20 protein-coding genes and 3 pseudogenes are annotated in these 26,411 nt (G+C 57.7%); 17 read left to right on the plus strand and 6 right to left on the minus strand.

What is annotated here, in order from left to right; all coding sequences use genetic code 11:
• Nucleotides 1-146: 146 nt before the first annotated feature.
• Nucleotides 147-1,373, plus strand: a pseudogene (locus CKV99_RS14165) (IS3 family transposase).
• Nucleotides 1,374-1,593: 220 nt separating this feature from the next.
• Here the strand turns inward: CKV99_RS14165 and CKV99_RS00760 are convergent.
• Entirely contained in the window at nucleotides 1,594-1,818 is a 225-nt protein-coding gene (locus tag CKV99_RS00760) for a DUF2283 domain-containing protein (protein ID WP_092259928.1), read from the minus strand.
• Nucleotides 1,819-1,856: 38 nt separating this feature from the next.
• Between CKV99_RS00760 and CKV99_RS00765 the strand changes: the two genes are divergently transcribed.
• Nucleotides 1,857-2,159, plus strand: a complete 303-nt coding sequence (locus CKV99_RS00765; protein WP_092259930.1) for a hypothetical protein — start codon at nucleotides 1,857-1,859, stop codon at nucleotides 2,157-2,159.
• A gap of 127 nt (nucleotides 2,160-2,286) precedes the next feature.
• Here the strand turns inward: CKV99_RS00765 and CKV99_RS00770 are convergent, their stop codons facing one another.
• From CKV99_RS00770 to CKV99_RS00780, 3 genes are all read right to left on the minus strand, one after another.
• Nucleotides 2,287-2,580, minus strand: coding sequence for a rhodanese-like domain-containing protein (locus tag CKV99_RS00770; protein ID WP_092259980.1), 294 nt, complete (start codon nucleotides 2,578-2,580; stop codon nucleotides 2,287-2,289).
• Nucleotides 2,581-2,591: 11 nt separating this feature from the next.
• Nucleotides 2,592-3,686, minus strand: a complete 1,095-nt coding sequence (locus tag CKV99_RS00775) for a tyramine oxidase subunit B (protein WP_092259932.1) — start codon at nucleotides 3,684-3,686, stop codon at nucleotides 2,592-2,594.
• 487 nt (nucleotides 3,687-4,173) lie between these two features.
• Nucleotides 4,174-4,662, minus strand: a complete 489-nt coding sequence (locus CKV99_RS00780) for an inorganic diphosphatase (protein WP_092259934.1) — start codon at nucleotides 4,660-4,662, stop codon at nucleotides 4,174-4,176.
• A 65-nt stretch (nucleotides 4,663-4,727) separates the two neighbouring features.
• Here CKV99_RS00780 and CKV99_RS00785 point away from each other — a divergent pair, with 65 nt between their 5' ends.
• Both CKV99_RS00785 and tilS read left to right on the plus strand, forming a co-directional pair.
• Entirely contained in the window at nucleotides 4,728-6,098 is a 1,371-nt protein-coding gene (locus CKV99_RS00785) for a D-alanyl-D-alanine carboxypeptidase/D-alanyl-D-alanine-endopeptidase (protein ID WP_231910121.1), read from the plus strand.
• A 14-nt stretch (nucleotides 6,099-6,112) separates the two neighbouring features.
• On the plus strand, nucleotides 6,113-7,009 hold the full coding sequence (tilS, locus tag CKV99_RS00790; protein ID WP_092259938.1) for a tRNA lysidine(34) synthetase TilS: 897 nt from the start codon (nucleotides 6,113-6,115) through the stop codon (nucleotides 7,007-7,009).
• A gap of 32 nt (nucleotides 7,010-7,041) precedes the next feature.
• Here the strand turns inward: tilS and CKV99_RS14915 are convergent, their stop codons facing one another.
• Nucleotides 7,042-7,164 (minus strand): hypothetical protein, encoded by a 123-nt coding sequence (locus tag CKV99_RS14915; protein WP_256232256.1) that lies wholly within the window; start codon nucleotides 7,162-7,164, stop codon nucleotides 7,042-7,044.
• 580 nt (nucleotides 7,165-7,744) lie between these two features.
• Between CKV99_RS14915 and hpt the strand changes: the two genes are divergently transcribed.
• From hpt to CKV99_RS00835, 10 genes and pseudogenes are all read left to right on the plus strand, one after another.
• Complete coding sequence (hpt, locus tag CKV99_RS00795; RefSeq protein ID WP_092259982.1) at nucleotides 7,745-8,335, plus strand: hypoxanthine phosphoribosyltransferase; 591 nt, start codon at nucleotides 7,745-7,747, stop codon at nucleotides 8,333-8,335.
• 94 nt (nucleotides 8,336-8,429) lie between these two features.
• A pseudogene (ftsH, locus tag CKV99_RS00800) lies at nucleotides 8,430-10,844 on the plus strand (ATP-dependent zinc metalloprotease FtsH); the annotation flags it as partial.
• Nucleotides 10,845-11,072: 228 nt separating this feature from the next.
• Nucleotides 11,073-11,576, plus strand: a pseudogene (folE, locus tag CKV99_RS14620) (GTP cyclohydrolase I FolE); the annotation flags it as partial.
• A gap of 3 nt (nucleotides 11,577-11,579) precedes the next feature.
• Nucleotides 11,580-12,506 (plus strand): dihydropteroate synthase, encoded by a 927-nt coding sequence (folP, locus tag CKV99_RS00805; RefSeq protein ID WP_231910122.1) that lies wholly within the window; start codon nucleotides 11,580-11,582, stop codon nucleotides 12,504-12,506.
• Entirely contained in the window at nucleotides 12,499-12,900 is a 402-nt protein-coding gene (folB, locus tag CKV99_RS00810; RefSeq protein ID WP_092259942.1) for a dihydroneopterin aldolase, read from the plus strand. The genes folP and folB overlap by 8 nt, the downstream gene beginning before the upstream one ends.
• Nucleotides 12,901-12,918: 18 nt before the next feature.
• Complete coding sequence (folK, locus tag CKV99_RS00815) at nucleotides 12,919-13,407, plus strand: 2-amino-4-hydroxy-6-hydroxymethyldihydropteridine diphosphokinase (RefSeq protein ID WP_092259944.1); 489 nt, start codon at nucleotides 12,919-12,921, stop codon at nucleotides 13,405-13,407.
• Nucleotides 13,404-13,871: a DUF3180 domain-containing protein gene (locus tag CKV99_RS00820; RefSeq protein ID WP_092259946.1), complete on the plus strand. Its 468-nt coding sequence runs from the start codon at nucleotides 13,404-13,406 to the stop codon at nucleotides 13,869-13,871. Before folK ends, CKV99_RS00820 begins: the two co-directional genes overlap by 4 nt.
• A gap of 10 nt (nucleotides 13,872-13,881) precedes the next feature.
• Nucleotides 13,882-14,892, plus strand: coding sequence for a DUF6779 domain-containing protein (locus CKV99_RS00825; RefSeq protein WP_092259948.1), 1,011 nt, complete (start codon nucleotides 13,882-13,884; stop codon nucleotides 14,890-14,892).
• Nucleotides 14,889-15,581 (plus strand): 6PGD fold domain-containing protein, encoded by a 693-nt coding sequence (locus CKV99_RS00830; RefSeq protein WP_092259950.1) that lies wholly within the window; start codon nucleotides 14,889-14,891, stop codon nucleotides 15,579-15,581. The genes CKV99_RS00825 and CKV99_RS00830 overlap by 4 nt, the downstream gene beginning before the upstream one ends.
• Nucleotide 15,582: 1 nt before the next feature.
• Entirely contained in the window at nucleotides 15,583-16,428 is an 846-nt protein-coding gene (locus tag CKV99_RS00835; RefSeq protein WP_092259952.1) for a pantoate--beta-alanine ligase, read from the plus strand.
• 245 nt (nucleotides 16,429-16,673) lie between these two features.
• On the opposite strand, the gene CKV99_RS00840 is transcribed toward CKV99_RS00835, so the two are convergent.
• Nucleotides 16,674-17,291: a hypothetical protein gene (locus tag CKV99_RS00840; RefSeq protein WP_092259954.1), complete on the minus strand. Its 618-nt coding sequence runs from the start codon at nucleotides 17,289-17,291 to the stop codon at nucleotides 16,674-16,676.
• A 182-nt stretch (nucleotides 17,292-17,473) separates the two neighbouring features.
• Between CKV99_RS00840 and lysS the strand changes: the two genes are divergently transcribed.
• The 3 genes from lysS (at nucleotide 17,474) to CKV99_RS00860 (ending at nucleotide 26,231) form a co-directional block, all read left to right on the plus strand.
• Nucleotides 17,474-19,015 (plus strand): lysine--tRNA ligase, encoded by a 1,542-nt coding sequence (gene lysS / locus CKV99_RS00845; RefSeq protein ID WP_092259956.1) that lies wholly within the window; start codon nucleotides 17,474-17,476, stop codon nucleotides 19,013-19,015.
• A gap of 607 nt (nucleotides 19,016-19,622) precedes the next feature.
• On the plus strand, nucleotides 19,623-22,904 hold the full coding sequence (locus CKV99_RS00855; RefSeq protein ID WP_157728317.1) for a SpaA isopeptide-forming pilin-related protein: 3,282 nt from the start codon (nucleotides 19,623-19,625) through the stop codon (nucleotides 22,902-22,904).
• A 588-nt stretch (nucleotides 22,905-23,492) separates the two neighbouring features.
• Nucleotides 23,493-26,231 (plus strand): ATP-dependent Clp protease ATP-binding subunit, encoded by a 2,739-nt coding sequence (locus CKV99_RS00860; RefSeq protein ID WP_092259962.1) that lies wholly within the window; start codon nucleotides 23,493-23,495, stop codon nucleotides 26,229-26,231.
• Nucleotides 26,232-26,411 lie beyond the last annotated feature (180 nt).

A 26,411-nucleotide genomic window follows, 5' to 3' on the forward strand; every position in this document is an offset into this window, starting at 1 on the left:
AACCCAAAAGACCTATGTGCCGCAGTCATCTGCATCGCACTGCGTTCCGTCACCGGCTTACCCGCGCTCGTGGGCCCAAAGAAAAAGCTGTAACGTGAAGCGTCCTGGGTTTAGTTCCTACCTCAACTAAGGAAGGATTGAGCACTATGCCCAAGAAGTATTCTGTCGAGTTCAAGGAGAAGGCGGTCCATCAGATCGTTGAAATGGTCCGCCTGGAGTCCTGTTCACTGCAACGCGCCTACGAGAAAGTCGGAGAACTCCTCTGGGTATCCCACCACACGTTACGAGCCTGGTACCGCGAAAGCATAACAGCCCGCGACAATGGCGAACCGTCTGGTGGTGAATCCATGGAAGAAGAGCTCAAGCGGCTACGTCGGGAAAACCGCGAGCTTAAGCGAGCCAACGGGATTCTTAAGACCGCATCGGCTTTTTCGCGGCGGAACTCGACCGACCCACAACCAGATGATCTCCTACATCGGCGCTTACAAGGAGCAGTTTGGGGTCGAGGCCATCTGCCGCGTTCTTTCACAGACAGATCGTGGTTTCATCACGTCCCGCGGTTACCGGAAAGCCAGGACACGCATCCCCAGTGCTAGAGCCTTGAGTGATAGCTTGCTGGTTCCAGAAATTCAACGCGTGCATGCACAAGAACTTCTCGGTCTACGGCATCCGCAAAATGTGGCACGCGATGAACCGTGAAGGCTACCCAATTGGACGAGACAAGACCGCACGTTTGATGAAACTAGCAGGTGTGAGCGGCCGGCGTCGTGGGCGTAATCCGGTGACAACGATCCGTGCGAAAGTCCCGGATCATCGCCCAGATTTAGTTCAGCGAAATTTCCGTGCCCAGGCTCCTGGGCGGCTGTGGGTAGCTGATATCACTTACGTACGCACCCTTTCGGGATTCGCGTACACCGCGTTTGTTATTGATGTATTCAATCGGAAGATTGTCGGCGTTGCCACACGCTCTACGATGCGTACAGATGCACTTCCTATGGAAGCTTTAGAGCATGCTCTGACTACTGCTGGTCGAATCCATGGAAACCAGCTGATCCACCACAGTGATAGGGGAAGTCAGTATGTGTCGTTGAAAATACTCCACGGCATTGGCGCAATCCGGGATCCGACCGAGTGTGGGAACAGTTGGCGATTCTTATGACAACGCTCTGGCTGAAACCGTCAACGGGCTCTACAAGGCCGAACTCATCCACGCGCAAGGCCCGTGGACATCAGTAGGAGAAGTTGAACTGGCCACCTTGCGGTGGGTTTACTGGTGGAATACCAAGCGTCTCCATCAAGCATTGGACTACGCCACCCCACAAGAAGTAGAAACCGAGTACTATCTCACCGAGCCCATCAACACAGGGTCGTAAAAGAAGCGGAACTAAACCCAGGACGCTTCAACCCGAGTGCGTGAGCGCCTTATCCTCGGCAGTGCGCTTCTTGAAAAGGTCAATAAACCAACTCATGATTCTTCTCCTGAAAACAAGTCGTCCCTGCCGCTGATTATGTGGCAGGGACGACTCTCGAAAATTGCTAGAAAATCTCGCAAACTCTATTTGTTGTCCATAGGGGTTGAATAAAGGGCACTTGTCATAGGTGATGTGCTTCGTCAAGAACGTCATCACGTAAACCAACTGACGCTGAGAGTATTTCAATCCCTAGAAGGTAGCCTTCACTATCAACATCAATCGTCACTTGCGTTTGCCCATTTGGTGTTTCTATGAGAGAAACCTGTTGCGCTGATTCATTCGGTTCAATATCTTTACCAAAAGTAATATATGCGGCATCGGCTTCTCTGTCGTAGGTCATCTTCATGATGATCACCCTTTCGTGACTGTAATCTGGAGAGTCTCGTGGTTGAGTCGTCGTTCGCTCAGCGTGTGCGGGATTATTTGGCCCAGCATGAAGGTGCGTTTGCTGAGTGTCGGATTACCACCCAGTACGGCACCTATGTTGGGTTTAAGCCGTTTTCTTTGTATGAGGATGTTCCTGACGCACCATTTTTCCGGATTCGTAAATCACCACAGGAGCCGACGATGTGGTTGGAGACGTTGTATAGTGAGGATTTTGCTAAGTGGATAGCTGATCATCTTCCGACAGACGGGCTTCGGATAGTACCGGTGACCAGGAACGAGAAGTTCCAGGTGTTGGAGTGATGATCACACCTGAGCTGCTTTAAGCTCAGCCTTTAGTCTGCCCCGGACAGCCCGCGCCCATGAAGTGAGGCCGCAGTGCTCAACTGCGGTCTGTAGCGGCTGTACGGAGGGGATTACGCTGATGGCATTACTCGGTGAGAAGGCCTTGCCGCACCCACTCGGTGGTGCCACCGACAACGTTGTGGATATTCTCCCAACCGCGAACGCTCTCCAAGTATTCGGCGGCCTGCGCGCTGCGGCCGCCGGAACGGCAGATGAGATAGATCGGCTGGGAAGGGTCGATCTTGTCCGAGAGAGTGGCGAAGTTGCTCAGTGGCAGATTCACCGCACCCTTCGCGTGGACCTCGGCGAACTCGTCAACCTCGCGGACATCGATCAGCTGTGCATTGTCGGGGACTTCTTTAACGGTTACTTCTTTCATGTCCGCCAAGTTTATGCCAACGCGGGCTTATCCCACAGGTTTAACTTGGTACCGATTCCCTTTTTCACCGCATTACGGTACACGTCGGTTGCCCACGCTACGTCCTCCACGGGCATCCCGCCAGCAGAATAGAGGAAGATCTGGTTAGCACTAGTCCGTTCGAGGCGACGCCCCGACGCGATATCTGCTATCTCCTCAATCCGGTCTGCGGCAAGACGGCCGGCGCGCATTAGATCATGCCAGTGCGTGCCGACGATCCCCAGTCGCTCATATGCTTCCACTCCGTACTCTTCGGCCCAGGCGTCGTACAAGCGCCACGCATCAACCACCATGCGGGCATCCCCCTGGATGAGTTCATCGTCGTCGAAACGTACTGCGGCAGGCAGCAGCAGAAGCGCACCGGGTTTGATCCATTCCTTCTTTAAGAAAGGGTAGGCGGATGAACCGGAGCCGTTGGTGGTTACAGTGACGGTCAAGACGTCGGATTCACGGGCGATTTCCTCATAAGATGCGGCGGAGACAATCTCGGTGACCTGCGGGAAGCGAGGTGTGATGTAGTCGGCGAAGCGCTGCACGTCCGCGTCGTCAAGCGCCTTAGCCACAATGCGGGTAATGCTCGGGCGCAGTGTCAGGGTGGTCTGGGTGACCGAACGGCCGATTACGCCCGGGCCAATCACACCCATGGTTTGGGCATCTTCGCGCGCTAAGTGCTTCACAGCAACACCGGGGATTGCGCCAGTGCGATACGCCGACAAGAGGTTGGCAGACATATATGCCAGGGGCGCGCCCGTATCAGTGTCATTAAGCTGGAACATCAGGATCGAACGCGGCAGACCTTTCCCACGGTTGGCGATATTCGAGCCGTACCACTTTACGCCTGTGGTGCCGAAACGGCCGCCGAGATAAGCAGGCATCGCCATAAAGCGGCGGTCCGGCCCGTCGGCAGGCATATTCGTATGCGCTGGGTCTTTCGGGAAACTGATCATTGCACCATGAGACATGGCGTTAGCCCCAGCCATGCGGAAGTCTCCATCGCGCACCAGGATCAGGGTTTCTTCCATCACATCCACGCAGCGCGCAATATCTGTCACGCCGGCATCAATCATGTCTTGTTCGTCGAGGTAGAGAAAATCGATGGAAGTATCAGAAACAGCTAAGACCTCTTACCACAAAGTAAATGGTTGAAATTTGGTATAAGCGTGAGGCTACCTACTCCTCATTTGCCCTGTGAGAGACACGCCAGTCCGGTTGGGGATCATCGATGGCGAGGCGGGGGCGGCGCGGTGGCGGCCCGCCGCCTACTGCAACAGCGTAAAAGGAAGTAATCACACATTGAGGATGCACAGATTCGGCTGATTTTTGGGGCCGGAGTGACAAACCTCAAAGTGTGATTACTTCCTTTTACGACAGGGGAAGCAAAAAAGGGGGCGGGCGTAGAAAGGGGAAGGGGGCGCAGAAAGGGGAAGGGGGAGCAAAACGGGGCAGGCCAAAAGAAACGGCCCCGGTATAAACCAGGGCCGCAGCGGTGCTCGTCGACAAGGGCCGTCGCCGGAGCTGTGCTCGTCGAAAAGCGACGAAAACTTCGTGGTCGGATTAGTTGTCGCCGGCGCGCTTAAATTCGTCGATGGAAGCCTGCAGGATCTTCTCGGCCTCAGCCTTGTCACCCCAGCCAGAACCAGAAACTTCCTTATTTGGTTCCAAGTCCTTGTAGTGGACAAAGAAGTGCTCGATCTCATCCAGCAGGAACTTGTCCACATCAGAAATGTCCTGGTACTTTTCGTAGCGCACATCGTCGATAACGCAGAGCAGCTTGTCGTCACCGCCGGCCTCGTCGGTCATCTTGAACACACCGATCGGGCGAGCTTCAACGATCACGCCAGGAAACACAGACTCCGGCAGAATGACCAGAGCGTCCATGGGATCGCCGTCGTCGGCAAGCGTGTTCTCGATATAGCCGTAGTCAGCCGGGTAGGCCATGGGGGTGAACAGGTAGCGGTCGAGGTGGACCCTGCCGGTCTCGTGATCGATTTCGTACTTGTTGCGCGAGCCCTTCGGGATCTCAATGGTGACTTCAACGGCCATGCCGTACTCCTTCATTGGTAGGTGCAAAATCAACTCCAAGCCTACCTTGCGTATGCTGGTTGCTTGTGAGTGGCAAGAAAACAGTGACAGCTATCGCAGCAGTAGTCGCACTCGGCGCCGTCGGCGCGGTCGCCGGAACCGGGTACTACGTGCATTCCGAGCTTTCCCAGCTCGAAGTTGCACCCGCCTACGCCATGCCCGAAGCCGCCGACGTGCTGGTCCCCGCCACCCCCGAAACCATCAACCGCGATCAGCTCACCGCCACATTGCAAGCACTTGCCGACGACCCCGCCTTGGGAACATTCCACGCCCGCGTCTCCGATGCCTTCACCGGCGAAGTGCTTTTCGACGCCTCCTCCGACCAACCGCTCACCCCAGCATCCTCAACGAAAGTGCTCACCACAGCGGCCGCGCTGTACACCTTGGACCCGGCCGACCGGATCACCACCCAGGTGGTACGCGGCGCCAACGAGGGCGACGTAGTAATCAAAGCCGCAGGCGACGTGTGGTTGACCGAGGACACAGTGGCGCAGCTCGCCGAGCAGATCGGGCAGGCAAACGCTGTGTTCGTCGATACGCGAGCATGGTCCGGACAGCAAGAAATGATGCCCGAATGGGACCCTGGCAACGTCGATGCCGGCTACGTGGCACCCCTGCAGCCCGTGATGATAAACGCCGGACGCATCGGCGCGACAGAGGGCGACGTGCCCCGCTCCCACACCCCAGCACTCGATGTGGCACAGGCCGTCGCGGGCAAGGTAGGCGCGGCCACCGTGGGCTACTCCGAGGCAGCAGAGGGTGCCGAAGTGATCGCCGAAGTGCACTCGCCTGAGCTGATCGAGCGGCTGCGCGTGATGATGAAAAACTCCGACAACGTCATGGCAGAAGCCATCGGGCGCGAAGTCGCAGCCGCCCGCGTCGGCGGAAACGCAACCGTACTCAACGCCCCGCAACACACCCTCGATGTTCTGGGAGAACACGGCTACGACCTGACCGGGGTGACACTCGCCGACAACTCCGGACTGTCCACCCTCAACAACATCACACCCGCGCTTATCGACGACATCCTCCTGCGCAGCGCCGACCTCGCAAGCTCGGTCGGCGGAGAAAGAGGCGACGTCGCAACCTCCGGCGCCGACGAAGGAGGCGCCCTCGCAAGCTCGGTCGGCGGAGAAAGAGGCACCCTCGCACTCCTGCTAACTACCTTGCCCGTCGCCGGCGGCGAAGGCACCCTAACCACCCGCTATGGCGACCTCCAAGGCAAAGGCTGGGTACGCGCCAAAACTGGCACACTCACCGGTGTTAATGCGCTGGCCGGCACCGTCACCAGCGACAAAGGCAACGTGTACACCTTCGCCTTCCTCTCCAATGGTGTGGAGATTGACCCCGCGCGCCGGGCGATGGACACCATGGCGTCCGCTCTGCGCGACTTCTAGAAGCGGAGCCCCACGTGCCCGACACACCGTTTTGGCCCCGCCACTCGCCCCACTTCCTCGCGTGTCGACGCGCCGTGCGGCCCTGGGACACACCCGCGGTGATCGGACTGTCGGGCGGGCCGGACTCGCTGGCACTCGTGGCGGCAGCAGCGGCCGAAAACAAAAACGTGGAGGCCGTTGTTGTCGACCACGGGCTGCAAGAAAACTCGGCGCAAGTTGCCCAGCATGCCGCCGATCAGGCCCGCGCTCTAGGCGTCGACGCCCAGGTCATACGTGTTACCGTCGCGCCGGGCAACGTGGAGGCCCAGGCCCGCACAGCCCGCTACGCCGCGTTGCACGAAGTGGCTGACAGACGCGATGTCTGGGTGGGCCACACAGCAGACGACCAAGCCGAAACGCTCCTGCTCACAGCGCTGCGCTCCCATCCTGCCGGCATGAGCCCACGCACCGGCCAGATCGTACGGCCCATGCTTGATCTACGCCGCGCCGACACCGTGGGCGCATGCCACGAGCTAGGCCTGGACTTCTGGGACGACCCGATGAACCAAGATCGCGCCTACCGCCGAGTACGCATCCGTCACGAGGTTCTGCCCCTCCTTGCAGACATCCTCGGCGGCGACGCCACAGCCCCGCTCGCACGGGCAGCCCACCAGCTAGCCGCCACGGAGGATTTCCTGGCCCCGCTGGTTGCCCCCACCACCGATTGCTCCGAGCTTGCCGACGACCACCCAGCACTTCGCCACCGCAAAATTGCGGCCTGGCTGCATGAAATGGGGGCAGCGCCCAGTGCGTCGTCGATAAGCGATATCGCGCGGTTGTGCACCGACTGGCGCGGGCAAGGCCCTATTCCTGTGGGTGGGGGCCTGGCCGTTGTACGCCGCAACGGGCAGCTAGTTGCGCTACGTAGGTAGGGCGAAATTATGGAGCTGACTAGGCTCCGAATTCAGCGCGGCCAGAACTCCTTGCGCAATCCCGAGTTGAGGATGCGCCATCGAGCCAAGGCAGTGTCGCTGGCGTCTTCGACCATGTGGGACTCGGATTGTGCCAGCGGGAAACTGGTGTTCATCAGGGAATGTATCTGATCGAAATAGGCTTTCGAGACCTTTATCACGGTTCTGCCAACCTATCGTTACTTCCATCTCTGATCCGCGATACCTCGGCAATCAATGCAACGATGCGGAAGTGGAATCCCGGGCCCACTTTGTCTTTCCGCGGATCACGGGCATGGTAGCCTCGTTTCTCGATAGAGTTTCTCGATAGAGTTTTTGGATAGAGTCCACGTCGAGGAGTGTCTCAGTAGCAGCGCCGCCTAGAAATCCGCTGTAATGGGGCAATAAACAAAAATCGCGGAACCCCCTCCTTGAGAGCGGGAACCCGGGTGGTTGTATCAGGGTCGGTATGGGCGACTGTGGTGGCGAAAAGCGGGGTACATGGTCGGGGTACATGGGGATGCCATCTGTGGCGAGTCGGTCATATTCTTTAGAATAACCTGCCACCCGGACACGAGTCAGCCCCAGCTGTGCGGAGCGCCCTTTGGGAGAATACACATGGTAATCACTACACTGAAAGCCACGATCCGGGTGGCATTATCCGGATGGTTCTCACCAGCACCTAAGCAGCGATAATTGAGGGCGCCCATGACTAAGATGCATGACAAGAAAGACTTCAACGTACCGGCCAACTACTACGGCGACGACATTGAGGCAGTGTTGATCACCGAAGAAGAGATTCAGAAACGCATCCAGGAGCTTGCCGACGTAGTCAGCGAGAAGTACCGGGACTGCGAAAAAGATTTGATCTTGGTCTGTGTGCTTAAAGGTGCGGTGTTTATGCTCACCGATTTTGCTCGCGCGCTGTCAATTCCGTCGGAGGTGGAGTTCATGGCGGTGTCGTCGTACGGTAATTCCACCACCTCGTCTGGTGTGGTTCGCATTCTGAAAGACCTGGACAAAGATATCCAAGATCGCGATGTGCTCATCGTTGAAGACATCATCGACTCTGGCCTCACGCTGAGCTGGCTGATGAAGAGCCTGCGGGGCCGTAATCCGCGCTCCCTGCGGGCGATCACGTTGCTGCGCAAACCAGAGATCCAAACAGCGGACGTGGAGCTGCTGGATATTGGGTTCGACATTCCTAACGAGTTCGTGGTTGGGTATGGCTTGGACTATGCGGAACGGTATCGTGCCCTGCCTTTCGTCGGCACGCTCCATCCGCGTGTGTATAGCGACAATGATTAACCAGGGGCGTGCGCGCACCGCAAGACACGGGAACGAATCACCGGAGATCTGCGTTAGACCCAATAGCTACTTTTCCGGTTAACGAAAGTAATCAATGAAAAACAGTAAAGTGGTGCGCTACGGCATCATCGCAGCCGTAGTGCTGATGATTTTGTACCTCTTCACCCTGCTTGGGGATGAAACTCGCAGCTTCCAGCGCGTGGAAACTTCGGTTGCCATGGAGCAACTCAAGAACCAGAACGTGAAGGAGGTGCAGATTGATGACCGCGAGCAGCGCCTGCGGATAACCCTGAATGAACCCATCACGGTAGAAGAACGTGAGGGCGTCGAGGAGATCATGGCGCAGTACCCGGCGCGCACCACCCCGCAGGTCTTTGACGCGGTGGCTAACTCTGGCGCTGAGAAGTACACCACTAATGTGACCCAGGAATCCTTCCTGATGAGCATGTTGGGCTTCATGCTGCCGATGATCCTGATCTTCGGCCTGCTGTTCTTCTTCATGTACCGCATGCAGTCTGGCGGAATATTTGGAATTGGTGGGTCCAAAGCCAAGGAAATGACCAAGGACAACCCTGACACCACATTTGAGGATGTCGCAGGTGCCGACGACGCCGTCGACGAGCTGCAAGAGGTTGTTGACTTCCTCAAAGACCCCACGATTTACGAACGGCTGGGTGCGAAGATTCCGCGTGGCGTGTTGCTCTACGGCCCTCCGGGTACGGGTAAGACGTTATTAGCGCGAGCGGTTGCGGGTGAGGCCGGGGTGCCGTTTTACACGATTTCGGGCTCTGACTTCGTAGAAATGTTCGTGGGCGTGGGTGCGTCGCGTGTGCGTGACCTGTTTAAGCAGGCGCGTGAGAACTCGCCGTGCATCATCTTCATCGATGAGATTGATGCCGTGGGCCGCCAGCGTGGCTCCGGCATGGGCGGTGGCCACGATGAGCGCGAGCAGACCCTGAACCAGTTGTTGGTGGAGATGGATGGCTTTGGTGACCGCGAGGGTGTGATTTTGATGGCGGCGACGAACCGCCCCGATATCTTGGATCCTGCGCTGTTGCGCCCTGGCCGCTTCGACCGCCAGATTCCTGTTACTAATCCGGATTTGGCTGGGCGTGCGCAGATTCTCAAGGTGCATGCGCAGGGCAAACCGCTTGCCGACGACGCCAACCTCGACTCGCTTGCAAAACGTACTGCCGGTATGAGTGGTGCTGACCTTGCGAACGTGCTCAATGAGGCGGCACTGCTTACTGCCCGCATTGGTGGCAACGTGATTACTGCTGACGCGCTGGAGGAAGCGACCGACCGCGTGATTGGTGGCCCACGCCGCTCCTCGCGCGTGATCTCGGAGCGCGAGAAGAAGATTACCGCCTACCACGAAGGCGGCCACACGCTATCGGCGTGGGCGCTGAAAGATATTGAACGCGTCTACAAAGTGACCATTCTTGCCCGTGGTCGCACCGGCGGGCATGCGATGACTGCCGCTGAGGACGATAAGGGCATGTACAACCGCGATGAGCTCTATGCCCGCCTCGTGTTCGCCATGGGTGGGCGCGCGGCAGAGGAGCTTGTTTTCGGTGAAGTGACCACGGGTGCTTCCGCTGACATTGAGCAGGCCACCAAAATTGCACGGGCCATGGTCACCGAGTATGGCATGAGCTCTACGCTGGGCACCGTGAAGTACGGCGAGGAGCAGGGTGATCCTTTCTCTGGCCATGGTGCCGGCGGTGCGTTGGACTATTCGCCACATGTTGCGGAGACGATCGACCGGGAAGTCCACGCGCTGATCGACGCCGCACATGAGCGCGCCTACGCCATCTTGCGTGATCACCGCGATTACCTGGATACTTTGGCTACTAAACTGCTGGAGAAGGAGACGTTGCGCCGGCCTGACCTCGAGGTGATCTTCGACGATATTGATCCGCAGCCTTCGGGCTTGGAGCTTCTCGACGAGCGCTTCCCCCAGCAACCCGGTTATGAGCCTGTAAAGACTCCGGTGGAGCTGGCCGAGGAGCGTGGGGAAGAGCCACCGAAGCAGTTCTCTCTCTTGGAGGCCTCACGGGCAGCTCGAGCCAAGCGTGAAAAGGAGCGTGCCGAGCGCGCCAAGCGTGACTCCACCGCGCCGAAGTGGGCAGGTACAGGCTCGACCTCCATAAACGCGGGCAGCTGGCCGGGCCAGCCGGGCCAGCCCGGACAGCCCGGACAGCCCGGTACTGCGGGGCCGCAGGTCCCACCGCGTTACGGCGGTGAGCAACCACCCGCGAACTGGCACGTGCCCGGCGGAGCCTGGCCAGGACAGGATGGTACGAACCAGCCGGTCCAGCCGGTCCAGCCTGCCCAGCCGGACCAACCGAATTCGCCGCAGCGCCCCGCGGAGCACCCAGGTATCAAGAATTACGGCGCAGGCCAACCGAAACAATCCAGCACTCTGGAGCCGGAGGAGCAGATCGGGTTCCGCCTGCCGGAGCACGAACGCCCCGACCATGCGTGGCCGTCTGAGGAAAAACCACACAGATGCCAAAGGTTGACCCGGCCGATGTCGCCCGCCCGAACGAGCCTGAGCCACAGCTTCCCGATGGGGACCACGCTGATCCCGCCGGTTATGGCGATCCAGGAAAGCATCGGAAGGACTGACCGAATGGATAGAGTGGATAACAGCACCAATATTCCTGCGATCGCCGAGTTCGACCATGCTCGGGCCGAAGCCGCCGTGCGGGAACTGCTCATCGCTATTGGGGAGGACCCAGAACGTGAAGGTCTGCAGGACACTCCTGGGCGAGTCGCCCGCGCCTACGCGGAAATCTTCGCTGGACTCCACGAAGATCCCACCGAGGTGCTTGGCACCACGTTTGCTGAGGACCACCAAGAGCTGGTGCTCGTTCGTGACATCCCGATATATTCCACCTGTGAGCACCACCTTGTACCGTTTTACGGCAAGGCCCACATCGGCTATATCCCCAACAAAGAGGGCAAAGTGACCGGCTTGTCAAAGCTGGCTCGCTTAGCGGATTTGTATGCAAAACGGCCCCAGGTGCAGGAACGGTTGACCAGCCAAATCGCTGACGCCCTCGTCGATAAGCTCGATGCGCAATCCGTTATCGTGGTCATTGAATGTGAACACATGTGCATGGGCATGCGTGGAATTCGCAAACCAGGCGCAATCACAACAACAAGTGCGGTGCGCGGAGGATTCAAACGAAACGCGGCCTCACGCGCCGAGGTTCTCAGCTTAATCCGGAGGTAAAGCATGATTACAGTAGCCGATCTCACCCCGCCTCACCGCACCATGGTGATGGGCATCGTGAACGTCACCACCGACTCATTTTCGGACGGCGGAAAGTGGATTGAGCTGGACAAGGCCGTTGAGCACGCACGCGAGCTTATCCGCCTAGGTGCCGACATGATTGATGTAGGCGCGGAATCCACCCGCCCCGGCGCCACACGCGTCCCGCCCGAGCTTGAGGCGCAGCGTGCATCGGACTTGATCAGGGCGCTTAACGACGAAGGCATCTCCACGTCTGTGGACACAATGCGGGCCTCAACCGCCCAAGCAGCTGCCGATGCCGGAGTGCACATGATCAACGATGTTTCAGGGGGCCTGGCCGATCCCGCGATGTACAAGGTCATGGCTGACACCGGTTTGCCGGTGTGCCTGATGCACTGGCGGACAGTGCAATCCGGTGAATTCGGTGATGCAGCAGGTGCAGCCGACCATGGTGGGGATGTTGTGCGTGATGTCCACGAAACACTCCAGCGCCTCGTCGATAATGCTCTGGCAGCCGGTGTGGAACATGACCAGATCGTGCTGGACCCGGGCCTCGGCTTTGCAAAAACCGCGGCTGATAACTGGGCGCTTCTCAACGCACTACCTGAATTTATCGCAGGCGAATTCCCTCTGCTGGTAGGTGCAAGCCGGAAACGGTTCCTCACCGAAATCCGCGCTGCCCGTGGCCTCGACCATGGCCCCCTTGATGCCGACCCGGCAACCGCAGCAGTCACCACGATATCCGCCCACCTTGGCGCATGGGGTGTGCGTGTACACGAAGTAGCTGTCTCGCGCGATGCGGTTGATGTAGCCGCAAGCGTGCGCGCTGGCGTGCGCGCTAGCGCGCGCACCGGAACAAAAGAAAGCGTGGCTGGCGTGCGCACGGGAACAGAGGGTAACAATGGCTGACCGCATCCAACTAACAGGGCTGAAAGTCTACGCACACCACGGAGTGATCGAACACGAGACCAAACATGGCCAAGCGTTCACGATCGATATCACCTGCTGGCTCGACTTTGCTGACGCCGCAGCAGGCGATGACCTGAACAAAACCATCAACTATGCCGAACTAGCGCAGCTTGCCTACGATATCGCAGGAGGCACCCCGCGCCAGCTCATCGAGACGGTAGCCACCGAGATCGCAGAAACCGCCATCGCACGCTACGGGCAGCTCCATTCAATAGAGGTCACACTGCATAAGCCACACGCCCCGATCCCACTGGTGTTCGATGATGTGGCGGTGGTCGCTCGCCGGTCACGCAAAACGGGGCCAACATTCGTGCCCGCGAAAGCACGCGGCTAGGGCAGAAAGGGGCGAAGAATGATACGAGCAGTATTGTCGATCGGTTCCAACTTGGAAGACTCCTGGGTACACCTTGAAAGGGTGACCCAAGGATTCGGTGATGCGATCGTCGCCCGTTCAGGAGTGTACGCCACACCGCCATGGGGGCCCGTAGAGCAGAGCGATTTTCTCAACCAAATCCTTGTCGTTGACCTCGACGCAACCCCCGAGGAATTATTGGCCCGCTGCCAAGAACTAGAAAACGAGGCCAACCGCACCCGTGAAGTCCGCTGGGGTCCACGCACCCTTGACGTAGACATTGTTCAGGTGGTCGTCGATAAGCGCGAAATCACCAGCGACGATCCAGACCTCACCTTGCCGCACCCGCGCGCCCACGAGCGTGCTTTCGTGCTCGTGCCGTGGTTGGACGCGCAGCCAGACGCCACACTAGGCGGCAGGCCAGTAGCAGAACTGATTGAAGCGCTGGATGCCAACGAAGTCGAACAGATTAGGTTGGTACACCGGTGACACGCACACCTATTTCAGGACTTATCGGGGCGGGCTTATTCACCGCCGCCGCCGCTGCCATTCTGACATGGGGTTTTTACGGCAGTTTTACCTCGATTTCCCCGGTGGCGTCCGCGGCCTTGTGGATCATGGCCGTAGTGTGCGCCTTCCTCACTTATTGGGTGAAAAGGCGCCGCGACGAAGGATTAATCGGCCTTGATCGCTCGCAGCTCAACCCGATGATGGTGGCCAATTTTATGGTGATCGGCAAAGCCAGCGCGTGGACCGGCGCGATCGTTGGAGGGGGATATGCTGGCGTGGCCACATACGTGATCCCGAACGCCGGGATGCTGGCAGCAGCCCAGGCCGACCTTCCAGGAGTACTTGCTGGGGCAATCGGTGGGGTGGCTTTAAGTATCGCTGGTGTCATGTTGGAACGGGCGTGCGAGGTGTCGCCTCCCGCCGATGGCGAGGTTATTGGATAGAGTTGTCACTATGACTGAGTACAATCGCTCAAAAGACCCCGTGCACCTGCTGATCTGGGTGCTCGTGGGCTTGGCTGTTGTAGCGACCGTCGTCATGCTGCTCACGGACTCCAACGCAGGGTTGAAACTAGCGCTCATTGCAGCACTCTGGGCGGCGGCCCTCGGCGCATTCATGGTGACCCGCTACCGCAAGGACAAACTAGTGGCAGAGCGTGAGCTAGAGCTTGCTCACCGGGCACACGAGGCCGAACTGAAAGCCACTGCCGCCGAATTGGAAAATAGTCAGACCTCCCTGGAACTAGTGCGCGTTCAGACAGGCCAACCTTCCCTTGAGAGCGAGCTGCTCAGGGAAATCAAGGGAGAGATTTCAGCGCTGCGAGCCCAGCTTGAGGAGCTTGCTGGCCGGGAGTGGGGAGAACAACCTGCAACTTTGCAGGCGGATGCCCGTCGGGTGCATGAGCTGCAGGCGATGGCGGAGGCTGTAGAGACGGCCTCGCTTATCGACGACACACCTGTCGAGTCTGAACTCATCCCAGAGGATGAAACCCCGAAGAAGGAGCCTGTTACGCGACCCTCCCTGGTGGATACGACTGAGATCGGCGTTGTAGAGGACGTGGCGGACGACGAAAATAAAACAGGCACTAGTGACAGCGTAGAGCATCCTCCTGCTCATCGTGCGCCGTCCGCAGAGGCGGTGGCCGGGCGAGTTGGTGGTTATGAACAGCCGTCGAATCGCGAGTCGAATCCACTGGCTCAGCTGATCAGCGAGCGCAAGTCACAACCCCGGCATCAGCAGCCGGACCCCGCACCCCAGCCGGAACCGGAACCGCACCCGGAACCGGACCCGCAGCCAGCGCAGCGGTTTGAGCCGTGGGGTGAGCCAATCGTCGATATGCCCGCACCCCAGCCGGAACCGGACCCGCAGCCAGCGCGCCCACGCCGTCGCCGTAGTGATGAAAACGCGGGTGGCATCTCTGTGGCTGAACTAATGGAGCGTGTGAGGAAGGCTGAACAAGAGTGAGCGCACCCCGCCTCAACGTAGGCGTGATTGGTGGGCAAACGTTAGCAAACGAGTTGGAATCGGCCGGCCACACCATCACCTGTGGCATCGATCCGGATGATTCAGGGCTGTTTGACCTGGTTGTGATTGACGTTGACGGAGGTCTTGAACAGGTGGTCGAAGCGATCGCTCCCCATGCGCGCCACGGCCAAATGTATATTCACACAAGCCTTGAAGCTGGCGTGCAGGTACTTGACCCGATCGAAGTTTCTGGCGCGATCGTGCTGGCGGCACATGACATTGGTGACAATAAGTGGCTCACCGCGGCCACCGATGAACTCGGTGAGACCATCATCGAGCTGCTTGTTGGGGAGTGTGGTGGCACGTCTATCCCTGTTTCTGATGCGCAGCGCCTGGCTATCCGCACCGCGTTGGAGTACCACGATTTGGCTGTGGAGATGGCACATGATGCGCGCGCAATGCTCGTCGATACGCTGGGCAACCCGGAGTTGGCTGAGGTGTTGATTCCTGCCGACTCTAGCCCGCTGCGGCCTGTTGTTGCTGTGGAAGAGTATGACCGGATGCATCGCACCATTGGGGATTCTGGGCGGGCGCACATGTTTGCCTCCCTGGTGCGCAGGCATGCGGAGTTGCGCAATAACCAGGACTTGGAGCTGTGGGCGATTTCGCAGTTGGACTATAAGGAGTGAGATGAGTTTTACCCCTGGGGAAGCAACCGTTGTTGAGGATCTGGCGCTGTTTAAAACTTATGGGCGGGCGTTTCGTAAGACGGGGCGGCGCGTGGTGCTTGTGCCGCTGGGTGTTGGGGTGCACGCCGGCCAGATTTCGTTGATTCGTGCTGCGCGCTCTATTACTGGTGCGGTGGTGATGGTCACTTTCAGCGGGGATGAGGTGCCGGAGGAGTTTACGCGTGAGAAGGTTGATGTGGTGTTTCACGGTGTTTTTCCCACCCACGGTGTGCGTGTGACCTCGGGTTTGGATCATTTGGAAGAGCCTGCGCTTATCGACGAGGCGGCCACCGACATTCTTGCTGCCACCATTGCGGCTAGTGCTACCGATGTGGTGCTGGGGGAGAAAGATTTTGAGGTGTTAGTGGCTGTGCAGCGTGCTGTGTCGGCGTTGCAGCTGGAGGTGCAGCTGCATTCGGTGCCGACGGTGCGGATGCCTGATGGTTTGGCGATTTCTTTGCGTAATGCGGATGTGGCCGAGCAGGATCGGGATAAAGCGGTGGTTGTTGCTGCAGCGTTGACTGCTGGTGCGCATGTGGCGGAGCAAGGTGCTGATGTTGTTGTAGCGACTGCGCGTGGTGTTCTTGAGGCCGGGGGCGTTGAGCCCGCCTATCTGGAACTGCGTGATCTTGGGTTTGGTCCTGCGCCCGTTAAGGGGGATGCGCGCCTGCTCGTGGGTGTTGATCTGGCCCGCAGCGGTGCCGCCGGTGGCGGTGGCGGTGCTGGTGGCGCTACCGGCACCGTGCGCCTGATCGACAATGTCGGTGTGCCGGTAGGCATTGGTTTTAGGAACTTGGGGGATGAGTAGGACAACTACCCGAAGCTGTCAGAATCTTCGTGAAGGAAGGCCGAATTCTGAGTCTAGATCCCATGCAGGATTAAGGTAATTTCTTTCTGGAGGCCTATTTCTTCAAAATTGATCCATCAGGCATAGTAATTGTGCACCCTCCATGACGTCGAAATAGGCCAACAACCACACCAACACCACACCCAAACCCCCATGAAAAATCCGGGCTAGGGGACCTGAACGCGATCGCATAAGGAGACGGTAGGCTAGCCAACCTCGGGAGGTTGTCGCAGAGGCCTGAACCGATGAGGTACTTTACTCAATACGGTCGCGTCGATGACACCAATGCGAATACCAACGGCGATCTGCGACGCTGTGATCGAGCACATCTCATTCTCAACGAGCACCACCTCTGGGCGAAAGGTCCTGATTCCTTTAAACTCCCCAATCGTGTCAATGTGGCCCACTGCCTCTTCGATCACATCAATAAAAGCGGGAAGCTTACGTTGGATGCGTCGCGGCACACCGACAGAAATCACCCGCGAAGGCGTATCTAGGCCGACAAGGGGAAGAACAGAGCGCCTAGCAATCCAAGCGTCAGGCCCCACGCATTCCACGGCGGCAGCATAGGCGGTAAGTCGGGTGCGCGGAACCTCTAAATGGCGGTAGACGCCATGGGCTAATCGTCGTAAAGCACCGCGATTACACAGGGTGCGTAACACATCGGCGGGAATGTCCCACTCGGCTGCTTGCCTGGTGGAAATGATGCCGTGGAACTGTCCTGCGATAAAACGGGTGGCGGTGCGGTAATTCATGTGAGAGATCGCGTCAAGAATTTGCTGTTTGTGGTGGTCCTGGCCGTTTTGAGGTGTTGGAATAGTCATGATGCTTATACTCGGGAAAAACCGGTGATCCGCAACCGGTTTGTTCCGAGCATGTGGATAACCCCTATTTCCGTCGACGTGGCCTCAAAAATTTGTGGATAACAGAGCCCGAAAACGGGGGTTTGTGACATAACGTAGTGTCAATCGCGGTGGGACGGATTGATGGGCTACCCTGTTGACTTGTGACTACTCAGGACCTTTCAGAGCAGCAGAAGATTCGCCGAGGCAAGCGCGACGCGCTGATTGACGCCGGCCATGACCCCTACCCGGTCTTTGTGGACCGGACCCACTCCTTGACCGAGATCCGCGAGAAATACCAGACCGTGGACGAAGGCCAGGGCGACGGCCAGTACAAACTGGAGGCGGGCCAGGAAACAGAGGATGTGGTGGCGGTCGCCGGCCGTATCATGTTCCAGCGCAATACCGGTAAGCTGTGCTTCGCAACCCTGCAAGAGGGCAATGGCACCCAGCTGCAGGTGATGCTGTCGCTGGCAGAGGTCGGTGAGCAGGCGCTGGCGGACTGGAAGGCGTTAACGGACTTAGGGGATATCGTTTCGGTGCGTGGGCGTGTGATCGCTTCACGACGAGGCGAGCTGTCCGTCCAAGCACAATCGTGGCACATGGCGTCGAAGGCGTTGCGCCCACTGCCTGTGGCTTTTGCGGAGATGAATGAAGAGCAGCGCATCCGCCACCGCTACACGGATTTGATTATGCGTGAGGATGCCCGCAAGAACGCCCTGACGCGGATCAAGGTGCTGGCTGCGCTGCGCAAGTATCTGACTAGCCAGGACTTCGTAGAGATTGAAACCCCGATGCTGCAGACCTTGCACGGGGGTGCAGCGGCACGTCCTTTCATCACGCATTCCAATTCGTTGGACATTGACCTGTACCTGCGTATTGCCCCCGAACTGTTTTTGAAGCGCGCCGTCGTTGGCGGTATTGAGCGTGTCTTCGAAGTCAACCGCAACTTCCGCAATGAGGGTGTGGACTCATCGCATTCGCCGGAGTTCACCATGCTGGAGACCTACCAGGCGTGGGGCACCTACGAGGATGGTGCGCGCACGATGCGCGAGTTGGTGCAGTTCGTGGCGCAGGAGGTCTTCGGTTCCACCACAGTCACGCTTGCCGACGGCACCGAGTATGACTTGGGTGGCGAGTGGAAGGTCATCGAGATGTACCCATCGCTCAATGAAGCCCTGCAACGCAAGCATCCCGGCCAGCCTGAGGTGACCGTCGATACGCGTGTCGACGAGCTATTGGAGATCGCCAAGGTTGTTGGTCTCGAGGTGCCAAAAGGTCAGGGCTGGGGCCACGGTAAGCTCGTCGAAGAATTGTGGGAGTTGCTGTGTGAAGATCAGCTGTATGGCCCGGTTTTTGTGAAGGATTTCCCGGTTGAGACCTCCCCGCTGACGCGCCAACACCGCGACAAACCAGGGGTGACTGAGAAGTGGGATCTCTACGTGCGTGGCTTCGAGCTAGCAACCGGCTACTCCGAGCTAGTTGACCCAGTGATTCAGCGCGAGCGCTTCGTCGACCAGGCCCGTCTGGCTGCTGATGGTGACGACGAGGCCATGGTACTCGATGAGGACTTTCTGCAGGCCATGGAACAGGCCATGCCACCAACGGCTGGCTGCGGCATGGGTATTGACCGCCTCCTGATGGCCCTGACCGGGCTGGGTATCAGGGAGACGGTGCTGTTCCCGCTAGTAAAACCTGAATCTTAGCTGTGCGCTTTTGTCAAGGGATGTTCTTGATTAAAGAAAGCTAATACGCCTACAGCCTGGGCGGCATGTCCCTGGCTCTGCGTGGCAACCGCTATTGTCCGGGTGGATAACGTGTCGGCGCGGTTTGTCTTCGCTGTGTTTTGCCAGTAACCGTGAAGGGAGACGGACCCGCGTTTATACTGTGCTTTTCACATCTGGCAGAAGAATTAGCCTGAAGTATGTGGGTTTTGGAATCTTCGAGAAATGCGGAGCATCGTGGCCCTGAGGGGTCAGCTGCCTCAAGATCTCGGATGAGCAGCCTATACGCTCATGAACTGCGGAAAGTATCCTATTTTTCCCATTATGGGGCGGACCTGTTGGTCCGCTATGGGTTTCGGTGTAAACTGTTTAACCGGCAAGCTTTATGGCTTGAAAAATTGAAGAATTTGTCAGAAGCTACCGTTTTGCGGGCCAGCAAAGCTGACGGGAAGTTAAAGCGGAAGAAAAATTCCGGCCATGACTTTGCGCAGCTGACCTGGAAGAGGGTGGCGATGGGCGACAAATTTTTTAGCCGAACACAAAAGCTTTCATCATGAGAGGGTATACATCTGTGCATACGCCAAGATCAATGCGACGAAGGAAAGGTGTTGGATCGTACCGCGCCTTAGCGGCAAAGGCAGGGGCCTTAGGCGCCGCTTTTGCTATCGCTTTTACAGTGGTTCCCGCAGTAGACGCGGAGCCTGACAAAGCCACGGAGACAGAAAGTGCTTCCGCCGAGGAGACAGGGCTAGCTCCACATGACTCACTGTGGACCGGTGTCGATCCAACTGGTGAGACCAGCGTCGTACCTGGGGCGGAAGGAGCCCCTGATACCGCATCTGGTGAGCCCGCATACACGGAACTGGGTGGTGCAGGGCTCACCAGCCCTACCCGGAATTCATCGCCTACGGTTGACGGTGAACTGGCCCCTACTCTTGATGGAATGCTCCAGCAGGGCGGCGACCAGCTAACGGCAAGAGAGATCAGCATCCGCCCAGCTGGCAAATCCGACGAAGGTGATAAACTTTACCGCCTAGATGGCTACGTGGTAAAACTTCATAACGCAGAGACAGACGAAGCGCAGGAGGTGCCCTACGTTTCCTTCCTGCGTGGGGAGACCGACGCGGAGCTTGGCGTTATCGAATCGGCCGAAATTGACGGCCGTCAAGCTGATATTAATGAAGATGTGGAGCTGTTCTCCTTCCCCCGGCCAGGTAGCGGTGTTTTCCTTCCTCATCCTTGGCCTGCCGAGGTTAACGGGGACATGATCACGTTTAACACGAAAAAGATCGATCTTAGCGAAGAGACACATTTTAGTGTGACCTTTACCCTTGAGGGTGATGGCGAGGACGAGACTGCCTGGACCCTTTATGAGGGTGAGGAAACAGCTGGCGACCTTAAAGAAAAGTTAGGCCAAGCTAAACCAACCCCGCGGGCCGGTGACCCGGTTCGTGGCGATCGTGTCCGAGTGGTCGTCCAGGTGGGTGGCGACAGGCTGGCCGATAGTGACAGCAATAACGCTACCCAAGAGTCTGGGCGTGCCTCCAATGTGTTCCGTTATTCCGGTGAGCCCGGTGCAGTGCTCCAACTGTACGAGCCGCTGTATCGCGGGGAGTTTACAAACCTTCAGGCCGGCCGCTCGAACACGGACCGAGATCGCATGCGGCCGATCGACGAGGAGTGGGCAACGTGTACGTCTGATGTCAACGGTGAATGCACATTCGATATTCCAGTTTCCGGCCCTGGTACGCAACCATACTACTGGGTTGCGATGACCAAAGCGTCGCCAGGGTTTGAAGTGCAGGAATATATTCGCGCTGGTGGCTCCGGCGCATGGGAGGAAGGGTCAGAAACCCTGCGTTATGCTTTCGCGACCCCCAACATGAGCACTAGTGGAGGGAAGACCTTTTACTCCGGTGCTTACTACAAAAACGTCGGTCCAAAAGAGGATGGGTGGGGATCCGACTACGAATATAGAAACACTGGCTGGGAACCTTCTTCGTTCATGTGGGAAGTGAAGTCCCGTGCGGACCGTGTAGCATTGGAAGAACTGGAATATCGTACGCCTTTGGGTGTCTTTCAGCAGCGTCGTGTGAATCCGCCATTACCTAACCGTTGTGGTCTGCGAGTTGGGTTCATCATCGACGTTTCGACCAGTATGGGTAACGGTATTGGGACGATGCAAGCAATCTTGAATGGTCGCGAAAAGACAAAAAAGCAGGAAGCGGTTAAAGGCGTTCTACCTGAATTGGCTAACACCTCGACCGAAATTGGTTTAGTTACCTTCGCTAGTGATACACCTGGAGTAACCGGCCGTCTTACTAGGAATAAACCAAATATCTTGGAACCCCTCAAAATGAATAATGAAAGCGATAGAAAGACTGCCCAGGAGTGGGTCGACCGGCTTTACGCCACAGGAGACACCAACTGGGAGGCTGGCCTGAAGCAGTTTGCAGACTACAACCGTCAGAATCCAGGAGCAAAGTATGACGTCGTTTACATGATTACTGACGGTAACCCGACCCGAAACGTAACGACGCGCTACCCGAATCCGAATCCAGCGTTCGAGCGTAAACCCCAGAACGGCTTCGATACCGAATTCAGGTACGTAGAAGCTGCCATGGGTGTGGCCAATACCTTGAAAGAGCAAGGAACCCGTGTTGTTCCGGTTGGCATCCCATCCAACTGGCCATGGGGGCAAAACCCAGATCGTGAGCTTCAAATTTCGGAGCACAACTTGATGGCAATCTCAGGAAAGAATCCTGATGGTTCAAACGCAAGCCTTCGCTACTCTAACTTTGTCACCTACAAAGATAGTGACGTTTTCCGCCAAGCACTGATCAACACCTTGAACACCTGTGCCATCACGGTTGAGCGTCGCTTCTACGAGGGTGATGGCGAGCCGACCGAAGGCCCAACGATCAGCAATACCCGCGCAACCACCAAGGAGGAAAACAACGAGTGGGGCTACGAGGGTGTCTTGCGTCCCCAAGGCCGCAATGAGGAGAGGAAGACTGAATACCCTGATAAGTTTGTAGCCGGACCTGACCGCTATGAAGCCACCTTCAAACTCAACGGCGAGACCCCTTACGACAATGTTCAAATACGTGAGCAAAAAAAGGTTCCACAGGGATGGCAGCCGATGCCAACCAAGGATGGCAAAAACGCGCAGTGCTTTGACGCAAATAAAAATCCTGTGACCGTAAACAACCTGGATCAATTAGGTGATCAATTAGGTGTTCCACCAACCAACGATTTCCAACTGGATAACGTCCCGGCGGTAGGTGGTATTCACTGTGTCGTGTATTATCGGAAGCCAACGCAACCCTCTGGTTTTGACTTCCTTATCAAAAAGGTAGACGCAGAAGACAATACGGTTTCGTTGGATAGTGCCGAATTTGAGCTTCGTCCGTTGAACGATGATGGCACCATTGGTGAACCAAAAGAGAAGAATCAAGACGGCGCGGCTCCAAATTCAAGTATGCTAAAGTGGACTAACTTGGATCCTGGCCGCTTTGTCCTGATCGAGACTAAGGCACCACAAGCACAGAATGGTCCCGCCTACTCGCTGCTTCCACAGCCGATCTACTTCAGTGTCACCGCTGACGGTGGTAGCTACAAGGTGAAACTGCTGGAAAACGCGCAGGATAAAACGGGTAAAGAACTTAATGACCAGAACCTGACCTTCCCGGTCGTCGGGTTTGACCTGACTGCTCAGCAAGCTGATCAGTCTCAATTGCTTGAGTTCAAGGTAGCTAACGTACGTGTCGGCAACCTTCCGAAAACCGGTGGCCTGGGTGTGGCCCCATGGCTTCTTGCCGCGCTCATGCTCATGGCGCTGGGAGGAACCCTGGCGAGGAAACGAGCCTAGGCGCCCAGTAGGGCGAAGTGCGGTGGACACAGCGATAGATTAAAAGAATCTGACTGGCCCAGCGCACAGTGCTGCGATGCTGAATGAAACAAAATTCAGCATCGCAGCACTTTTTTACTTCCATCCTGCCTCACGGAAAAACCATTTCTTTATGCCACAAAACTGCAAAGGTGGGTCCAGGGCACAGGTAACGACGTGCCGAAGAATCTTGGCGCTACAGCTGCTGGGCGTTACTGCCCCAAGTACGGAACTATTAGCCTTGCTGGTGCCGACAGTAAAGTCGGTCAACGTCCAGTCCCAGTGGCGTTGACGAAAAGCAAACGGCTCGGAGTATCCTCTCCTCACGTAACCCCTCGTCACCTATCTGCCGCTGTTGAAACCTTTGCGTGTAACCACCATTGCTTCAGAAACGGTAGCGCGGTAGGCAACGTCATAACCCGTGTTCGCTACCGGCGTACAGGTCGCTGACCTGCACAAAAATGCAAAGTTGAGTGTTTCCGGCTGGCAACGGTGAATACCCAAGGGCTGAGCCGCGTTAAGGTAGGTGACACATTAAAACAAAAATCCATTTGAGTGAGGGGTTGCCACATGTTTGAGCGGTTTACTGACCGGGCACGCCGCGTCATCGTTCTTGCCCAAGAAGAGGCGAGAATGCTGAATCATAATTACATCGGCACCGAGCACACCCTGCTCGGCCTGATCCATGAAGGCGAGGGCGTGGCAGCAAAAGCCCTCGAATCGATGGGTATCAACTTAGAAGACGTACGCCGCGAGGTCGAGGAAATTATCGGCCACGGCACGCAGCCACACACGGGACACATCCCGTTTACTCCACGGGCCAAGAAGGTTCTGGAGCTGTCGCTGCGGGAAGGCCTGCAAATGGGCCACAAATACATCGGCACGGAATTCTTGCTGCTCGGCCTCATCCGTGAAGGTGAAGGTGTTGCTGCACAGGTGCTGACCAAGCTTGGTGCAGACCTGCCGCGCGTGCGCCAGCAGGTGATTCAGCTGCTTTCCGGTTACGAGGGCGGCCAGGGCCAAAATCCAGAGAGCCCGGAGCAGGGCAAGGGCGGCCCGGGCGCAGGCCCTGTTGGTGCCGGCGCTGGGCCTGGTGCTGGCGCGCCGGGTGCCGGTGGGCGCACCGGCGAGCGTTCGAACTCGCTGGTGCTGGACCAGTTTGGCCGTAACCTCACCCAGGCTGCCAAGGAAGGCAAGCTGGACCCAGTGGTGGGCCGCGAGAAGGAAATCGAACGCATCATGCAGGTGCTTTCGCGTCGCACCAAGAACAACCCTGTGCTCATTGGTGAGCCTGGCGTTGGTAAGACCGCTGTGGTTGAAGGCTTGGCCCTTGACATTGTCAACGGCAAGGTGCCTGAAACCCTGAAGGACAAGCAGGTGTACTCGCTTGACCTGGGATCATTGGTGGCGGGTTCGCGCTACCGCGGTGACTTCGAGGAACGCCTGAAGAAGGTGCTTAAGGAGATTAACCAGCGTGGCGACATCATCTTATTCATTGATGAGATTCACACCTTGGTTGGCGCAGGAGCAGCAGAAGGCGCGATTGACGCTGCCAGCTTGCTAAAGCCGAAGCTTGCCCGTGGTGAGCTGCAAACCATTGGTGCCACCACCTTGGAGGAATACCGCAAGCACATTGAGAAGGACGCCGCTTTAGAGCGTCGTTTCCAACCAGTGCAGGTCGATGAGCCCTCTGTGGAAGACACGGTGTTGATCCTGAAGGGGCTGCGCGACAAGTACGAAGCACACCACCGCGTGTCCTACACCGATGATGCCCTGAACGCTGCGGCGAACCTCTCAGACCGCTATATCAATGACCGCTTCCTGCCAGACAAGGCAGTAGACCTCCTCGATGAGGCCGGTGCCCGCATGCGCATCAAACGCATGACGGCTCCTGAGGGCCTGCGCGAGGTAGACGAACGGATCGCTGATGTGCGCCGCGAGAAGGAAGCGGCGATTGACGCCCAGGACTTCGAAAAAGCCGCTGGCCTGCGCGACACTGAGCGCAAACTGAGTGAGGAACGCGCGGAGAAGGAAAAGCAGTGGCGTGCTGGCGACCTGGAAGAAATCGCCGAGGTAGGCGAGGACCAGATCGCAGAAGTGCTCGCTGCCTGGACCGGTATCCCGGTGTTCAAGCTCACCGAGAAGGAATCCGCACGCCTGCTCAACATGGAAGAGGAGCTGCACAAGCGCATTATCGGCCAGGACGACGCCGTCAAGGCTGTCTCGCGCGCGATCCGTCGTACCCGTGCGGGTTTGAAGGACCCGAAGCGTCCATCTGGTTCGTTCATCTTCGCCGGGCCGTCCGGTGTGGGTAAAACCGAGCTGTCGAAAGCGCTGGCAGAGTTCCTGTTCGGCGACGAAGACTCCCTGATCCAGATTGACATGGGCGAGTTCCATGACCGCTTCACCGCCTCGCGCCTGTTCGGTGCCCCTCCGGGATACGTCGGCTACGAAGAGGGCGGCCAGCTCACTGAAAAGGTGCGCCGCAAGCCGTTTAGCGTGGTGCTTTTCGACGAGATAGAGAAGGCGCACAAGGAGATTTACAACACCTTGCTGCAGGTGCTCGAAGAAGGCCACCTCACCGACGGCCAAGGCCGCGTGGTGGACTTCAAGAACACCGTGCTCATCTTCACCTCGAACCTGGGTACCTCCGACATCTCCAAGGCTGTGGGCCTGGGCTTCAGCGGCAATTCCGCCACCGACTCGGACGCGCAGTACGAGCGCATGAAGAATAAGGTGCATGATGAGCTGAAGAAGCACTTCCGGCCAGAATTCTTGAACCGTATCGACGAGATCGTGGTGTTCCACCAGCTCACCCAGGAGCAGATCGTTGAAATGGTCGAGCTGCTCATCGCGCGCGTCGAAAAGGCTCTGGAAGCCCAAGACATGGGAATTGAGCTGACCGATAAGGCCAAGAACCTGCTTGCACAACGCGGTTTTGACCCAGTATTGGGGGCGCGCCCGCTGCGCCGCACCATCCAGCGGGAGATCGAAGACGTGATGAGCGAGAAGATCCTCTTCGGCGAGATCGGTGCCGGCGAGATCATCACGGTTGACGTGGAGAACTGGGACGGCGAGTCCAAAAACACGGAGGAAGCCGCATTCACCTTCACCCCACGCCCGAAGCCACTTCCGGAGGACACCTTCACCGAGGAAGAAGCCGAGGAGGTTCGCGAAGTGGAAAACCCGGTAGAGCCGGAGGCAGACAATGTCACCCCGGACGTACCGGAGTCTGATCCAGTACTGCGTGACGACGAGCCCGGTGGCGGCCCGGCAGCTGGCCCTGCCGGCGCGGGCCAACCACTCTAAAACTGGCACTCTAAAGCCGTGGTCCAGCTGGCAGTGCGAAGGTGTCAACGCCTGCCAGCACAGTGAAAGTGGTGCAGATTACATTCGCGGGCAAGGTCTAGAAATGTCACTAGGTCGGTGTTAAGGTTAACAACACGTTGACCAATAGGGTTGTTACTCTGATCGTCGAAAAGCGACACT

This window comes from Corynebacterium cystitidis (assembly GCF_900187295.1).
In the GTDB taxonomy this organism is placed as follows: Bacteria; Actinomycetota; Actinomycetes; order Mycobacteriales; family Mycobacteriaceae; genus Corynebacterium; species Corynebacterium cystitidis.

Excerpts from the sequence above, each read along its gene's own strand:
- CKV99_RS00855 (WP_157728317.1), top strand. The coding sequence starts at position 19,623 with ATGCGACGAAGGAAAGGTGTTGGATCGTACCGCGCCTTAGCGGCAAAG.
- CKV99_RS00840 (WP_092259954.1), bottom strand. The coding sequence starts at position 17,291 with ATGACTATTCCAACACCTCAAAACGGCCAGGACCACCACAAACAGCAA.
- CKV99_RS00825 (WP_092259948.1), top strand. The coding sequence starts at position 13,882 with ATGACTGAGTACAATCGCTCAAAAGACCCCGTGCACCTGCTGATCTGG.
- CKV99_RS00780 (WP_092259934.1), bottom strand. The coding sequence starts at position 4,662 with ATGGCCGTTGAAGTCACCATTGAGATCCCGAAGGGCTCGCGCAACAAG.
- folB (WP_092259942.1), top strand. The coding sequence starts at position 12,499 with ATGGCTGACCGCATCCAACTAACAGGGCTGAAAGTCTACGCACACCAC.
- CKV99_RS00760 (WP_092259928.1), bottom strand. The coding sequence starts at position 1,818 with ATGAAGATGACCTACGACAGAGAAGCCGATGCCGCATATATTACTTTT.
- CKV99_RS00770 (WP_092259980.1), bottom strand. The coding sequence starts at position 2,580 with ATGAAAGAAGTAACCGTTAAAGAAGTCCCCGACAATGCACAGCTGATC.
- CKV99_RS00835 (WP_092259952.1), top strand. The coding sequence starts at position 15,583 with ATGAGTTTTACCCCTGGGGAAGCAACCGTTGTTGAGGATCTGGCGCTG.
- CKV99_RS00775 (WP_092259932.1), bottom strand. The coding sequence starts at position 3,686 with ATGATTGATGCCGGCGTGACAGATATTGCGCGCTGCGTGGATGTGATG.
- CKV99_RS14915 (WP_256232256.1), bottom strand. The coding sequence starts at position 7,164 with ATGAACACCAGTTTCCCGCTGGCACAATCCGAGTCCCACATGGTCGAA.
- hpt (WP_092259982.1), top strand. The coding sequence starts at position 7,745 with ATGCATGACAAGAAAGACTTCAACGTACCGGCCAACTACTACGGCGAC.
- folK (WP_092259944.1), top strand. The coding sequence starts at position 12,919 with ATGATACGAGCAGTATTGTCGATCGGTTCCAACTTGGAAGACTCCTGG.
- folP (WP_231910122.1), top strand. The coding sequence starts at position 11,580 with ATGATTACAGTAGCCGATCTCACCCCGCCTCACCGCACCATGGTGATG.
- CKV99_RS00860 (WP_092259962.1), top strand. The coding sequence starts at position 23,493 with ATGTTTGAGCGGTTTACTGACCGGGCACGCCGCGTCATCGTTCTTGCC.